The following is a 15,838-nucleotide window of genomic DNA, read 5'->3' on the forward strand; positions in this document are numbered from 1 at the left end:
AAAACAATAAAAAACCCGGCTTTACCAAAAAAACCGGGTTGATAAATCATCAAAAATTACTTAATCTATAATTCCAAACAACACTTCCGAAAATCATCACCGCGTACTTCAAAGTTCGCATACTGGTCAAAACTTGCACAAGCAGGAGACAGTAATACTACCTTGGCATCATGCTGTTTCGCTAATTTCAATCCATGAGTAACGGCTTTTTCCATCGTTCCCATGTCTTCGTAGTTGGAATATCCTTCTTCTTCAAAGCGCTTTGCAAATACCGGTGCTGCATCACCAATTAATAATACAGCGGCGGCTTTTTGTTTAATTTGATCTATCCAGGGTTTATCGTTACCAGCTTTCGCAGCACCCCCAGCTATTAATATTGCCGGACTTTTTACCGATGCTAAACCAACTTCAGCAGCATCGTAGTTGGTTGCTTTACTATCATTAATAAAATCAATTCCTTCTATTGTCCGAATATGTTCTAAACGGTGAGGAACTCCGGAGAATTCAGATATAGCTTGATGAATTGCTGATTTTTCAATTCCTGCTAATCTTGCTGCTGCAACTGATAATAATAGGTTTTGTAAATTATGCTCTCCCACCATTCTTAAAGCGGAAACTGGCATAATTTTTTGGTCTTCCGATGTAGATGTAATTTGCGTCTCTACAACCCAACCATCTTCTATATAAAAACCTTTGCCGGTAAGTAAATTATCTTTACCTTTAATGCTCGTCCAATAAGCATCTTGCCAATCGGTTTCACCCACTTTTCTCAAATATGGGTTATCAGCGTTAAAAACCTGCATTTGAGAACGTTTTAATAAACGTGCTTTGATACTGTAGTAGTTTTCTACAGTTTTATGACGCGCTAAATGGTCTGGGGTTAATGTCGTCCAGATTCCAATTTTGGGAGACAGCGAGTCGGAGGATTCGATTTGGTAACTGCTGAGTTCGGCGATTATCCACTCTAGGTTAGAGGGGGAAGAGGGGGAAGAGGGGGAAGAATTTTGTCCTCTTTGCTTGTCCTCAAGTGCTATTTCAGTTGCAGCAAGACCAATATTCCCGCAAGTTGGTGCGTTTAAGCCTGCTGTTTGAAAAATTGCTCCGATTAATGACGTGACGGTAGTTTTACCGTTGGTTCCGGTAACTGCTACCCAAGGGATGGAACCTAAATTGCGCCATGCAAGTTCCATTTCCCCCACGGTTTCAATCCCTTTTTTTCGGGCTGCGATTAATGCAGGGATGTCCCAGGGTACACCGGGACTAACAACAATTAATTTCGGTAGTTCGGTATCTTCGAGTTTGAGGGAATACTCTAATTTTACCGTGATTCCCTCAAGGGCAAGTTCTTGTTGTTGTTTGAGGAGGTTAGGGGAGGTTTTTGTATCACCAATTTCCACCTCCCAACCTTCTCGTTTCAACAATCTCGCCGCAGCAACACCGGACTTTCCCAATCCAATTACATGAGCTTTAGGCATAGACTGTAAGCAGACCCTGGTTAAGCATGACTATAGTAACGTTTATTGGCATAATTTACACCATGTTTTGTTGATTTTCACTACAGATTTTTTACAATTGCGCCAAAATCAGCTAAAACGCGAGCGTGGTTACGAAGTAACCCTAGTAAATACAGACGATTTCGCTTAATATCCGGATTGTCATCCATTACTAACACGCTTTCTGCCCCATCGAAGAATGTACTAACTGTTGGTGCTATTTCTGCTAATCCTGCTATCAGTTGCTCGTAATTCCGCTGTTGTTGTGCTGCTTGGGTTTGCGGTACTAAGCCTAAGACTGCGTTATAAAATGATTCTTCGGATGTTTTTTGGAATAAGTCCTTTTGTACTACTTCACTGGGGTCTAATTTTTGAGTATCTAAATCGCCTTGGGCTGCTAATCTTGTGGAGCGGTTGACGGTTTCGTAAATTTTATCTAAGGTGCCGTTGTTGCGAATTTGTTGCAGGAATGAAGCGCGATCGCGAACGTCGAGTAAGTCTTGTAATGCTCGCTCTGTATACTCTTTATCGTTTTCTCCTAAAACGGCATTAACTAAGTCGTAGTCGATATGTTTCTCATCTTGTAATAAGGTACGAATTCGCTGTAGGAAGAAGTCTTCTAGATCGGCAACTAATTTAGTTTTATCTTTGTTATAAGTATTCGCAAAATCTGCTGCTGTTTCCTCAATTAGCTGCTGTAAGTTAATTGCGACATCACCATCCCAAGTAATATTAACAATAGCAGTTGCGGCTCTACGTAAGGCAAAGGGATCGGAGGAACCAGTGGGAATCATTCCCAAACCAAAAATACTTACTAAAGTATCGAGTCTATCAGCAATAGCCACAACTCTACCCGTAACGGTTTGCGGTAAAATGTCATCCGCACCTCTAGGTAAATAATGTTCAAAAATTGCATCGGCGACAGCTTCGGGTTCGTTTGATTTAAAAGCGTATTTTTGACCCATAATTCCCTGCAATTCCGGGAATTCATACACCATCGAACTAACCAAATCGGCTTTACATAATAAAGCTGCTCTTTGGACGTATTCCTGTTGTTGAGAATCTAAATTTAACTGTTTTGAAACTTTATCGGCAACCGTGCAGATTCTATCAACCTTTTGACGTAAAGAACCTAAATCTTCTTGGAAAGTAACAGCTTCCAATTCGGGTAAAAAACTTTCCAAAGACTGCTTGATATCGTTATCGTAAAAATATCTACCGTCAGCTAAACGAGCGCGAATTACCCTTTCATTACCTTTAGCAATAATATCCGATTTCTCCGGGTCGCCATTAGAAACTGTAATAAAATAAGGCAGCAATTCCTTACTATCTTCAGCTTTAAACACTGGAAAATACTTTTGGTGAGAAACCATCACCGTAGTAATAACTTCCGGTGGTAACTCCAAAAATTCCGGTTCAAAATTACCCACAACAGCAGTTGGATATTCAACTAAATTAACAACTTCTTCCAACAAATCGGGATAAATTTGAGCGTAACCATTGTGTTTCTTGGCTGCTTCTTGTACTTGAGTTGTAATCGTATTAACTCGGGTTTGAGTATCAGCAACCACCGAAGCTAAATTCAAACTGCTTAGATAATCAGTCGGTTGAGAAATAGTTACCTCATCTGGATGTAAAACCCGATGTCCTCTAGAAGAATTACCGCTTTTCACCATCTCCGAATTATTTTCAATTTCAATAGGTAAAACCTTGTCATCTAACAAAGCAACCAACCAGCGAATCGGACGAGAAAACTTCAAATCCCCATCGCTCCAGCGCATCAACCGCTTACCTTCTAATTTAAAAATCCAGTTGGGAATTAGTTCCGTAAGAATATCGGCAGTAGAGCGTCCCTTAATACTCTTCTTAACAAAAACAAAATCACCTTTATCTGTGGGACGAACTTCTAATTGATTGACATCAACACCTTGCTTTTTCGCAAAACCTTCAGCTGCTTTAGTAGGATTACCATCCTTGAAAGCAGCTTTCGCGGGTGGTCCCTTGACTTCCTCTTCCCTATCTGCTTGTTGCTCCGGTAAACCCTTGATTAACACCGCTAACCTGCGGGGAGTACCGTAAATTTCTACCGCTTCATTATCGAGAAAATTTTCCGCTATAGATCCGGGAATCATCTGCTTCCACTGAGATAAAGCACCCCTGAGAAAGCTTGCAGGTAACTCTTCCGTTCCGACTTCCAATAAAAAATTAGCCATAACACACAGTTGATTATTAAGGAATGTCCTTTACAATTTCAACAGTTTACCGTGGGTTTTGGTTTGGTTGGTGGGAATGGGGATAATATATTTTTTTAAACGCAGAGGAGCGCTGAGGTTAACGCAGAGGAGCGCGGAGAATTATTGTAGGGTGCTGTGACGCTTTGATGATTTTTGTTCGTAGCGATAATTTAATGGAGAGCGTCACGCACCAGCTGAGTCTTGTGATAATTGCGTAAGTCCTGATAGATATGGGTTGAGTAATGAAAATTAGATTTCTCCTAATGATGTTACTTATGCTGCTGGTTCATGTTTTCGCAGTGTAGCTTGTATGAATCAGATTTTATTTGCAATTAATGAAAAATATTTATTAAACGAAAAAGGTGCGGTAGCTTTAACTAACAATTTTGAAATTTGTCCCCAGGATTATCAACACCGGGTTGAATCAGCATTGGCTTTATTATCGCAATCAAAAAAATCAATCGGGGATGTTATTGTAATCCTGGAGAATATTGAAAGATATTTAAAATAATCTTACCCTTCCAAAGCTTTCATGGAAATCATTACCGGTGCTAAAACTATTATCAAAATGCACGTGGTTTCTATGAATACGTCTACCACGGTTTATGAAAATAGGATTATAGTTACGTCTAAAATTACGTCTCAAAGCACGTCTACGATTACGTCTGAATCTACGTCTGCGGCTGTGTATATTGCGTCTGTGACGACGAGATTTACCTTTAATGACTTTCTTCGCTAGAACTAAATTATTAGATGTAACTAAGGAATTATCAGAAACTTCTAAGGCTTTAACTGGTGCAATTTCACCAATGCTTCCGAATAATATTAGAGATGCAATTCCTAAACCAGCTAATTTATTGAATTTCATTGTTGTTACCTCTTGTTGGGATTTAAGGAAGTTTGTTTTCCTTTCGTTACTTATTACTATGAGGGATGAAGCTGAGGTGATAGTGATTGGTAACTGAGGTAACACTAAGAGTTATCTGAGAAATATGAGAATTGAAAATTTATTTGATTGCATAGGATTTAGGCTATTTTATAATTTTCTGTTGGTGCCTGAAATTATCAACATTATTTATTACTCGGTTCAAAGTGTTACAGCACCTACGAGATGAGAATTAATTATTTAATATAAAAAACAGCAGCACCCGATAAGGATTCTGCTGATAAAATAGTGTGAAGTGTTGTCTTTGAAGCAATAATATAACTGATAATATAGGGTTCGTAGTTGCGCTTTAGCGCTCCACATTGTTGGCGCTAAAGCGCAACTACGAACATATTTATATTCATAAGCATTAAGCACCTCGCAAGCTAGCAAAACCAAAGGTGGCGTTAAATTCTTCGCACCAGATTCCCACAGATTTATAATTAGCAAGGTTTAAGTTGTTGGGAATTGCATAGCGCTGTTTACCATTAAAGCTTTTGATTCTACCCAATGTAATGTAATTTCCTTCTTTGATATTGAGGGGAATGCTGCTGTTTTTATGTAAAATAATCTTGACATCTGGGCCGTTTCCGGTGCTAAATGCTTTGTCAAATTCTAGATAACGTCTGCCGTTAATATTCACAATTTTAGCTTTACCGCTAGTTGCTTTCTCTGCTTTAACAAAGTTACCGGATGCAATTAGAGATTTAGATTTTGCGGCAACTCTAATACTTCTTCCTGCTCTTTGAGCTTGTACTGGTTGCAGATTAACTGCTAATTGTCCGACGCTACCGAATAATAAGATAGATGCGATTCCAAAGCCAGCTAGTTTATTGAATTTCATTTGTCGTTACCTCAAGTTTTCAGTTCGTTGTTTTCTTTTCCTTGATTACTAATATGAAGGATGAAGCTGAGGAGGTAATGATTGCTAACTGAGGAGATACTAAGAGTTATCTGAGAAAACTGAGAAGATGACAAACTACATATATATAGCAACCAGTTTGGACGGATTCATTGCTACGGAGGATGGAAGCATCGATTGGTTGTACGAGTTTCCCAGTCCCGAAAACAGCGATTATGGCTATGCCGAGTTTATTGGCGGTATTGATGCTATTGTTATGGGACGAAATACCTTTGAGAAGGTTTTAACTTTTGGCGAATGGGTTTACGACAAACCTGTTTTTGTATTAAGCAATAGTTTGACTGAAGTTCCTCAAGATGTTGTTGGTAAAGCTGAAATTGTCTGCGGGGATATTAAAAATTTGGTGATTCAATTAGATCGGCAAGGATATCACAATTTATATATTGATGGTGGTGGAACAATCCAGAGTTTTCTCAAACAAGATTTGATTGATGAAATGATTATTACTACTTTCCCCATTATCTTGGGAGGTGGATTTCCTTTATTTAATAAGCTTGATAAAATGTTGAAATTCAAATATCAGAAAACAGAGATATATCACAATACTTTGGTAAAAAATTATTACACAAGAGATAAATAAAAAATTCCTAACTATTAAAAAATGTAGCTATACAAATCGAAGCCCAGGTTAATAGGCTTCGTATTTTTCCGGCTTCATATGAATGCAAAATATCTACAAATCGCTTTTAGCCACCGGACGCTTGCCATCTATATTTAAAGTATGGTCTATCTCTAAATCGCTGGGATCGATGGGACGCTCTCCGTCTACACTTATGGTTTCGTTCTCTTCAAAATTACTTTTGGCAATCGGGCGATCGCCATCTACATTGAATGTTTCTTCGACTTGAATATTGCTTTTAGCAACGGGACGCTTGCCATCTATATTTAAAGTATGGTCTATTTCTAAATCGCTGGGATCGATGGGACGTTCGCCGTCAACATGAAGAAATTCACCACTACTATCATCAGCTTGATTAATTAAAGCTTTATTTTCAACATTGAATGTTTCTTCAATTTGAAGATTGCTTTTAGCAACGGGACGTTCGCCAGCTTCGTTAAATGTATGATCTATTTCTAAGTCGCTGGGATCGATAGGGCGTTCGCCGTCAACATGAAGAAATTCACCGGTACTATCATCGCTTTGAACAATCGGATGATGTTCGACATTAAAGGTTTCTTCAATTTGAAGATTGCTTTTAGCAACGGGACGTTCGCCGTCTTCATAAAAAGTATGGTCTATTTGTAAATCTTTTGAGTCAACTGGACGCTTTTCGTCTGCGCTCGGATTAGAGGAATCTGCTTTTGATTTATTATTTTTTTGATTCATGACAAAGTCTAAATACTAGGGAAAATAAATTTTGTACTGCAATTATTTATTAATAATATGATGTTGAATGGACTAAGCAGTTATATCTTTAGGACTAAAAAATAATTATTAGGTGTTAAGTCTATCGACATATTTTGCATTCAAAGGCTATTTGTAAAGAAAAATTACAATTTTTGGTCGAAGTAATTTAATTGCAAAAACGAACGCAATTAATAATGAAAATATTAATGGTGGTTAGACCTGAAAATCTAGGTTTTAATAGATTTGAATTGATTACTACTTGCGATAGTTGTAAATAAGCACCTTGTCAGAGTTAATATAGTCGGCGATTTAGAATAATTGTAAGATAGATTACAAATAATTAGGTTAACAAGAATAATGTGCAAACAAAATATTTTTCCTGGGAAGAAATAGCCAAAATCTGAGAGAATAATAATTTACAGCCATTTTTAATTGCTGCAACGTTTTCTTTGTCAATACCTTGTTACTTATGTCTAATGCCCAATTTCGACCTATAAACAATATTGAAGGTAAGACAGTAATATTAACAGGTGCTTCGCGGGGGATAGGAGCTTTTATTGCTCGCGAACTTGCCAAAAAACAAGCAACCGTAATCTGTATTTCTCGCTCTCAGGAAGGTTTGGATAAAATCTGTAATGAAATTAATGATTTAGGTGGAAAAGGAATAGGTATTAATTTTAATATTAGCAAGGTTGAAAGAATACCAGAGCTAGTGTACGAGATTAAGCAGCTTACCGGCTCGTTTGATGTGGATATTTTAATTAACAATGCCGGTATCGAAATATATCGCGCTTTTCATCATTATTCCCTCAAAGATATTCAATTGGTGTTGTCGGTTAATTTACTTGCAGCAATTGAATTATCCCGCTTAGTATTGCCGCAAATGTTAGATAAAGCTAGCGGACATATTATTAATATTGCTTCTTTAACTGGTAAAAAAGGTCTTGCCTACGATAGTATTTATTCTGCCAGTAAAGCGGGTTTAATAACATGGGCTGATGCCCTCAAACAAGAATTAGCGAACACTAATATCAAAATATCTAATATCTGTCCGGAATCTATTTCCGAGCAAGCATCATTTGCCGATACTGGAATATCTACAACCTTGAAGGCAGCTATTTCCATACCGGAAAAAGTCGCGATCGCAGTTTGTTACACTCTTGAAAATAACGGGGTTGAGATTGTCGAGAATGGCAATTTTTTAACTAGAAATATCACGAAGCTGAAATTTGCATTTGAAGAACATCTACCCAGATTTGGCGATGATATTAAACGAAGTTTACACCAACCAAATAGTCAATAGAAATTTATCGTAAATAAAACTGAATAAGCTGCTACGCATTTAACTTATATATTCATTTCTCATTAGTTAATGGCTACAACTCTTGTCCCTTCTTCCTTCTTCCCTCTTCCTTCTTCCTTGCTGTTGTGCATTTAAAATGCACAACAGCTTAGTTATACCAATTCTGTATGAGGCTGCGCTCAATTGCCCTCACTCTATAAGAGTGGGGCTACCTAAACAAAGCCCGTCTACACGGGCTAAATTCGGCGCATCTTTATAAAGAAATGGTATTACGACTTTAGTTAGGAGAATCCACACCCCAATTTGCCTGTTCGGACAAAATCTTCTCATGTAAGTTATTCCAAGGTTCGTTTAGTCGATTAAATAGCAAAAGGTTCTGGCTTAATCTGAAGCCAGATGGAGCCTTGGATCGAGAAATCATCCAAATCCGAACAAAATCAACACCCTACTGCGTAAAGCTACGAGAAAATTTCAAGGTAGTAATAGGGTTTTAGCCTCATGCAGCAAAAAGTTATTATGCGGTAGGCAATGGTTTGGAGGTGGGAAGGTAAGGTTTCTCTTTATTTTATTCACAAGAAAACCGCTATAAATATCTTAGAACATTGCGCCACAATTACTTTACATTGTTATGATTAGTACAACTGTAGTTATCGGTTAAATATTTATTGTGGAACTACGGGCGTTTTTATTAGATAGTATTTTAATTTCAATAGTTATGTTTTGGTGGAATATTTATCTATCGAAGCGTCTTAACTATACTAAGCAGATTAATTACAGCTATCGTCATATTTTTAATAATACCGATCAATTTCTGTTTATCGTTAAGCCTAACGGCATTTTATTAGAAGCTAACCAAAAAGCACTTGACTACTTTGGTTTAGTGAAACAAGATATCCGAGGAAAACATTTATCCTCCGTTTTATCATCACATCAAACTTCTTCAATAAAAATACAGTTAAAAGATGGTATCGCTCGTACAGCTAAGGGTGAATTGGTAAATATAAAACTTGAGTTAATACATGCAAAAAATATTACTCAAGAAATAGATTTATCCTTGACTCCAATCACTAACAATAAGGGAAAAATAACTTTTATAATCGCCGAAGTATTGAATCTCACGGAAACTAATCCCACACAATTACCACAACATCAGTTATTAGAAAGTTTTTTTAAAAATGCTGCAATTGGTTTAGCAATTCTCGATGATAAATGGCGACACGTAAAAATTAACGAAACTTTAGCAGATATTAATGGCAAATCGGTAGACGAGCATATTGGTAAAGCTGTTCGCGAAATGGTACCCGAAATAGCTCCTAAATTAGAATCAATTTTTCAACAAGTTTCTACTACGGGTGAACCCGTATATGGAATTGAAATTACGGGAGAAACTCCCAAAGAACCAGGTTCAACCAAAAATTGGGAAGCTTCTTATTTCTCTTTACAAGTTTCCGAAAACTGCAATGGAATTGGCTGTATAGTACTCGAAGTTACCAAATGTAAAAAAGCAGAACAAGCCCTTAAAACTAGACTTAAGCAGCAAGCGGTGGTAGCACAATTAGGACAACTTGCTTTGTCGGGACTGGAATTACCCCATTTATTCGAGCAAACTACAGCTTTAGTCGCTCGAAGTCTTAATGTAGATTCTTGCAAAATTCTGGAACTACTTTCTGGAGGCGATAAACTACTTTTACGTGCTTGTGTAGGTTTAGAAGAAGAATTGGTAAATAAAGCTATATTGGAAACAGATTTGAAATCCCAAGCCGGTTACGCTTTACTATCCGGAGAAGCAGTTATATTAGATAATTTGAACCAAGAAACTCGATTTACAGGTTCTTCCTTACTACACAAACATAAATATATTAGCGGTCTTAGTGCAATTATCCTGGGAAATGAAAATCAACATTTTGGAGTATTAGAAGCCCATTCGACTGTAGAGCATCAATTTAGTTGGGATGATGCTAATTTTCTGCAATCGGTGGCTAATATTTTATCTACTGCAATTGCTCGTAAAGAATCGGAGTCTGAGAATCGCCAGCTTAACGCAACTTTGGAAGCGCGAGTCAAAAAAAGAACTTACCAATTAGAACAATTAAACCAAGAATTAGAAGCTTTTTCTTATTCTGTTTCTCACGATTTACGGGCACCTTTACGCGCTATTCAAGGCTTTGGGCAAGTTTTGCTAGAAGACTACGAACACTCGCTTGATGATATGGGACGAGAATATTTAAATCGTCTCACCACAGCAGCGGCACATTTAGATACTTTAATTTTAGATTTATTAGAATATAGTCGTTTGGGAAGAACTCAAATTCAATTTGCAGAAGTTAATTTAGCAACTTTAATTGAGGAAATACTCAAAGAACTTGAATCTGAATTACAAGAAAGACAATCGCTAGTTAATATTAATACAAGTCTTCCTGTGGTTAGAAGCCAGCAAAGCATTTTAAAATCGGTGATTACTAATTTGCTCGCTAACGCAATCAAATTTGTTCATCCCAACGTTTATCCTATTATCACAATTTCCGCAGAAGAACGGGATGGATACGTAAGGTTATGGGTGGAAGATAACGGTATTGGTATTGCTGTAGAACATCAAGAAAGAATTTTTCGAGTTTTCGAGCGGCTGCATGGAATCGAATCCTATGCCGGTACGGGAATTGGCTTAGCCATTGTTAAGCGTGGTGTCGAAAGTTTAGACGGTAGGATTGGTGTTTTATCCCATCTCGATGAAGGAAGTCGTTTTTGGATTGAACTACCAAGTTTAACAGTGAGCAGTGAACAGTGAGCAGTGAACAGTGAACAGTGAACAGTTAAATCCTTGGGGCTAAGTCCCCCACCATACGCCGTCAGGACTGATAACTGTTTTAAGGAATACCCAAAAGTTATAGGTTTACATCATAAGTTAATTATTAAGACAACTATCCGGAGAAAGTTAATTAAAAATAAAAAAATAAGTCTTTAGTCTAGGTCGAGGCGATGATGGAATCTATAATTAGCTGATATACGATTGAGGATTATGGGCTTAAAAGAATCTGGGATTCTGCTGGTAGAAGACGATTCTAACGATATCTTGTTTATACAGCGCGCTATGAAACGAAGTAAGTTAAATAATCCCATGCAAGTTGTACGGGATGGAGATGAAGCTGTTGCATATCTTGCTGGAAAAGAAAAATACGCCGATAGAAACGTTTATCCACTGCCTACTATAATTCTTCTGGATCTTAAACTTCCCCGTCGCTCTGGTTTAGAAGTTCTCGCATGGCTTAGACAGCAACATGTAATTAAGCGTATTCCTGTTGTGATTTTGACTTCTTCTAGAGAGCATGTTGATGTCAATAGAGCTTATGATATTGGAGTCAATTCATATTTATTAAAGCCCGTGAACCATAATGCTCTCAACGATATGATTGAAATGCTAAATGCTTATTGGGTAAATTTAAATTGTTACCCTTCGATTGTTTCGATATAGTATAATCTTTAAGTTTACTTTCGTATTTCAACTTTGATTTTTTTAGTCTTCATTTTGCAGAACACTAGAAAGATGAATTATTTATTTAAAAACTAATATCTATTATCGAAGAATAAAAGAATACGGATGAGATTAGCTGATTTTAAAGAATCAATCATTCATCTAAAGTCTAACTTGCTAGAACCATGAATGTAATATTGCCCACCTGCATCATTCTAGTACAAGTCGGCGTAAATAAGGCAACCATTAAAAATGGTACAAAAGCCTAGAAAATTAAACTTCTTACTTCTTACTTCCGCGAAACGGTACTAGGGCAAATATGAAAGTTTCTATAGCATTGATGTATGAGTCAGGCTCGACTGTTGGAAAGAATTCTGCTAATTGATGATAATCCGGATGACCGTCTTTTAGCAATGCGAGAACTTGCAAAAGAATTTTCTAATTTGCGAGTTGTAGAAATTATTGATGCATCTGAGTTTGAATATGCATTAGAAAAAGGTCATTATGATTTAGTCATTACAGATTACCAGCTTAAATGGACAAATGGTCTTAATGTTTTAAATGCTTTTAAAAATCGTTATCCCGATATTCCGGTAATCATGTTTACTAATTCCGGTACCCAAGAAGTTGCAGTTGCAGCAATGAAAGCCGGGTTGGATGATTATGTAATTAAATCACCTAAGCATTTTGTACGTTTAAGTCAAGCTGCACGCTTGGCTTGGGAAAATGCTCAAACTCGCTTGAGATTGAATCAAACAAGTTTACGCTTGCGATTTTTATTGAATCAACTGAATGTAGGAGTATTTCGGGCAACTTTAGATGGCGAATTGATTGAATGTAGCAATGGTTTTTTGCATCTTTTAAAGTTGAATACCCCAGAAGAAGCAAGAATATTTTTCCGTAGTTATCCAAAGTTGAATTTAGCTAAATCTCCTGGAAAGCCACCTTGGGAAAAAGAAGTTAAATTATTGCTTGATGGCAATACTATTTGGTTAATGTTGAGCGAAACTCTTACCGAATTAAACGGTGAAACGGTGATTGATGGTTTATTGCAAGATATTACCGAGCGTAAAAAAGCCGAAGCTGTAATTAAACAACTTAATCAAACTCTTGAATGTCGAGTTTTAGAGCGTACCGCTCAATTAGAAGCAACAAACAAAGAGCTAGAAACCTTTGCTTATTCAATATCACATGATTTGAGATCGCCAATTCGGCAGATTCATAGTTTTGTCGATTTATTACAAGAATCGTTACAATCCATCCATCTTTCGGAAGAAATTGAGAGTTATTTAGGAATGATTCTTAAACTGACTCAAAGAGCCGGTAAGATGATAGATCACTTAATAGAATTTTCCACCACCGGAAGATTTGAAATGCTCTACAAAACTATTGATATGAATAGCTTGGTGCAAGAAGTCAAGCAGCAATTGATATCGCAAACTCAAGGTAGAACAATTATTTGGGATATTGAGTCCCTTCCCAAAGTGAAGGGCGATCGCACCTTATTTAGAATAGTTTGGCAGAATCTAATCGAAAACGCGATAAAGTACACCAGCCCCAAAGATATTGCAGAAATTAAGATTGGTAGCAGCAAAAATTCATCAGAAATCACTTTTTTTATCGCAGATAATGGAGTCGGGTTCGATATGCGTTATGTAGAAAGAATCTTCGGAATTTTTCAACGATTGCATACCGATACAGAATTTGAAGGAACTGGAATTGGACTTGCTAACGTACAGCGAATCATTCATCGCCACGGAGGAAGAATTTGGACTCAATCAACAATAAATCAAGGAACAACGTTTTACTTCTCGCTACCAATTAATGAATAATTATTAAGTTTTAATCTTAAATAATTGTTAATTTTATAAACTTTTAACTCTAATTGCTTATCCCTAATTTAACTATTCTCATATCTAAAGAAATGTAAAAACTTCTTCTTTAGGTAGAAGCTAATGGTGATAGATTTTTGTATCGTTTTGGTAAGTAATTTAATATAAAAACTCTTGCTAACCACCCTAGGAGGTAAGGACTCTGCTGGTAAACACTTTACCCAAAAATCAGCTTTCCCAAAAAATGCTGCATATTCTGTTGCTAGAAGATGACTCAGCAGATTGCGAGTTAATCCGCGCTACTCTGAAAAATGGTGGTATAAATTGTAATTTAAAAACGGTAGCGACTCGCCAAGCTTTTTTAGCAGAGTTGCAAAATGATAGTTTAGATTTGATTTTATCTGACTATTCGCTTCCTCAATTTGACGGAATTTCGGCTTTAAAATTAGCTCAAGAAACTTGTTCGGATGTACCTTTTATATTAGTTTCGGGGGTATTAGGAGAAGAAAGAGCTATAGAGGCAGTTAAAGATGGAGCAACTGATTATGTTCTTAAGCAACGTCTAGAGCGTTTAGTTCCTTCTGTAAAACGAGCATTACGGGAAAGCTTGGAGCGTCAAGCCCTTAAACGTACTGAAGAATCTTTGCGTCAGACAAATGACATGCTGCGAGCGGTGGTACAGGCTTCTCCGGTGGCAATCGTTACTTTAAGTTTGGATTATCAGGTTTTAACTTGGAATAAAACTGCCGAACAGATATACGGTTGGAAAGCATTTGAAATATTGCATCAAAAGTTACCTGTAATTCCCGAAAACAGTAAGAGTGCTTTTAGTAGTTGTGTTGAAAGAGTAATCCAAAACCAGACTTTAAAAAACTTGGAGTTTTGTCATCTGAAAAAAGATGGTTCTGAAGTTGATATTAATGTTTCTTTAGCACCCATACACGATAATGAAGGAAACAGCTGCTGCTTTATAATGACTGCGGTTGATATTACCTTAAGTAAGCAAATAGAAGCAGAACGTAGAGTTTTGTTACAGCGAGAGCAGAAGGCTCGTGCTGATGCTGAAAAAGCAAGTCGAATTAAAGATGAGTTTTTAGCAATAGTTTCTCATGAATTGCGAACTCCACTAAATGCAATTCTGGGATGGACTAAACTGATAAATAGCGGCAGAATTAAACCAGAAAGATTTCAGCAAGCTTTAGAAGTTATCGATCGTAATGCAACTTTACAAGCGCAATTAATCGAGGATTTGCTTGATATTTCGCGGATAATCCGCGGACAACTTCATTTAGAACTGAATCCAGTCAATTTAGCTGATGTAATTAAAGAAGCTGTAGAAACTTTACACTTAGCAGCAGAAGCTAAATCTATTCGCGTAGAGTTAAATTTGGATGAAAACGTCAGAAATATAGTTGGGGATTCCAATCGGATTTCTCAAGTGATGTGGAATTTAGTTTCCAACGCCATCAAATTTACCGATATCGGGGGAATCGTAGAAATTAGCTTACAGGAAATAGGCTCAAACGCTCAAGTTCAAATCAGCGATACGGGCATTGGTATAGATGAAGATTTCATTGATTCGGTGTTTGAATATTTTCGTCAGGCAGATGGCTCTACAACTCGCTCTCAAGGTGGTTTGGGATTAGGTTTGGCAATTACCCGTAACTTAGTCGAAGCCCACGGTGGTAATATTCAAGTAGAAAGTGCTGGAGTAGGGCTAGGGACAGTTTTTACAGTCAATTTTCCCATCATACCTAGTGATGCCGCACAGTCTGAATCTGCACAACTTTTAGGAAATAGCCATCAACAACTTTCTTCCACCAAAATATTAGTAGTCGATGATGAACCCGATGCTCGGGAATTAGTCGCTTTTATTTTAGAAGAACAAGGTGCTGAAATTGAAATAGTAGGTTCGGCAAAAGAAGCTTTGCGTAAACTCGAAAGATTCGTACCCGATCTTTTAATCAGCGATATTGGAATGCCAGGAGAAGACGGTTTTAGCTTATTGAGTAAAATACGCAAACTAGCTGGTAATAAAGGAGGTAATGTTGCTGCGATCGCCTTAACAGCATTTGCCACGCAGCAAGATTATAAAAATGCGATAGAAGCTGGTTTTCAAGCGCATTTAGCAAAACCTTTTGATGCTGATGAATTGATTAACTTAGTAATTAATTTGTCACCTAAGACAAGGTAAAAAGTATTTAGATTAAAGCTTCATTTATAAATGCAATTTTAAAACTTGGTTCCAAAATTTAGTTCTAGCATTTAGTTATAAATACAATTTATAAAACTGCCAGTCTACATTTCCTAAC

At 37.1% G+C, this 15,838-nt stretch carries 12 protein-coding genes; 7 read left to right on the plus strand and 5 right to left on the minus strand.

The genetic code is table 11. The annotated features are described in order from the left end of the window. Positions 1 to 65: 65 nt before the first annotated feature. Complete coding sequence (gene murD, locus RIV7116_RS16330) at positions 66 to 1,475, minus strand: UDP-N-acetylmuramoyl-L-alanine--D-glutamate ligase (RefSeq protein WP_015119402.1); 1,410 nt, start codon at positions 1,473 to 1,475, stop codon at positions 66 to 68. Positions 1,476 to 1,555: 80 nt separating this feature from the next. Further along, positions 1,556 to 3,706 (minus strand): glycine--tRNA ligase subunit beta, encoded by a 2,151-nt coding sequence (gene glyS / locus RIV7116_RS16335; protein WP_015119403.1) that lies wholly within the window; start codon positions 3,704 to 3,706, stop codon positions 1,556 to 1,558. Positions 3,707 to 4,037: 331 nt separating this feature from the next. Here glyS and RIV7116_RS16340 point away from each other — a divergent pair, with 331 nt between their 5' ends. Beyond that, positions 4,038 to 4,238: a hypothetical protein gene (locus RIV7116_RS16340; protein WP_044290990.1), complete on the plus strand. Its 201-nt coding sequence runs from the start codon at positions 4,038 to 4,040 to the stop codon at positions 4,236 to 4,238. Here RIV7116_RS16340 and RIV7116_RS33940 read toward each other — a convergent pair. Beyond that, positions 4,230 to 4,595, minus strand: a complete 366-nt coding sequence (locus RIV7116_RS33940) for a hypothetical protein (protein ID WP_015119404.1) — start codon at positions 4,593 to 4,595, stop codon at positions 4,230 to 4,232. The two genes, RIV7116_RS16340 and RIV7116_RS33940, sit on opposite strands and share 9 nt — an antisense overlap. Before the next feature lie 427 nt (positions 4,596 to 5,022). After that, entirely contained in the window at positions 5,023 to 5,496 is a 474-nt protein-coding gene (locus RIV7116_RS16350; protein ID WP_015119405.1) for a DM13 domain-containing protein, read from the minus strand. Positions 5,497 to 5,623: 127 nt separating this feature from the next. On the opposite strand from RIV7116_RS16350, the gene RIV7116_RS16355 reads away from it, so the two are divergent. Further along, positions 5,624 to 6,154, plus strand: coding sequence for a dihydrofolate reductase family protein (locus RIV7116_RS16355; protein WP_015119406.1), 531 nt, complete (start codon positions 5,624 to 5,626; stop codon positions 6,152 to 6,154). Between the two features lie 93 nt (positions 6,155 to 6,247). Here the strand turns inward: RIV7116_RS16355 and RIV7116_RS33945 are convergent, their stop codons facing one another. Beyond that, positions 6,248 to 6,901, minus strand: coding sequence for a hypothetical protein (locus tag RIV7116_RS33945; RefSeq protein WP_015119407.1), 654 nt, complete (start codon positions 6,899 to 6,901; stop codon positions 6,248 to 6,250). Between the two features lie 490 nt (positions 6,902 to 7,391). On the opposite strand from RIV7116_RS33945, the gene RIV7116_RS16365 reads away from it, so the two are divergent. The 5 genes from RIV7116_RS16365 (at position 7,392) to RIV7116_RS16385 (ending at position 15,720) form a co-directional block, all read left to right on the plus strand. Continuing rightward, the gene (locus RIV7116_RS16365) at positions 7,392 to 8,225 is read left to right on the plus strand and encodes an SDR family oxidoreductase (protein ID WP_015119408.1); all 834 of its coding nucleotides are present in this window, start codon (positions 7,392 to 7,394) and stop codon (positions 8,223 to 8,225) included. 715 nt (positions 8,226 to 8,940) lie between these two features. Further along, positions 8,941 to 11,010, plus strand: a complete 2,070-nt coding sequence (locus RIV7116_RS33950; RefSeq protein WP_015119409.1) for an ATP-binding protein — start codon at positions 8,941 to 8,943, stop codon at positions 11,008 to 11,010. 231 nt (positions 11,011 to 11,241) lie between these two features. Next, entirely contained in the window at positions 11,242 to 11,694 is a 453-nt protein-coding gene (locus tag RIV7116_RS16375; protein WP_015119410.1) for a response regulator, read from the plus strand. A gap of 344 nt (positions 11,695 to 12,038) precedes the next feature. Beyond that, positions 12,039 to 13,526 carry an ATP-binding protein gene (locus tag RIV7116_RS16380; RefSeq protein ID WP_015119411.1) on the plus strand — a complete coding sequence of 496 codons (1,488 nt, stop codon included), beginning with the start codon at positions 12,039 to 12,041 and terminating at the stop codon, positions 13,524 to 13,526. 244 nt (positions 13,527 to 13,770) lie between these two features. Beyond that, positions 13,771 to 15,720, plus strand: a complete 1,950-nt coding sequence (locus RIV7116_RS16385; protein ID WP_015119412.1) for a hybrid sensor histidine kinase/response regulator — start codon at positions 13,771 to 13,773, stop codon at positions 15,718 to 15,720. Positions 15,721 to 15,838 lie beyond the last annotated feature (118 nt).

Origin of the sequence: Rivularia sp. PCC 7116, from assembly GCF_000316665.1 — a bacterium.
Lineage (GTDB): Bacteria > Cyanobacteriota > Cyanobacteriia > Cyanobacteriales > Nostocaceae > Rivularia.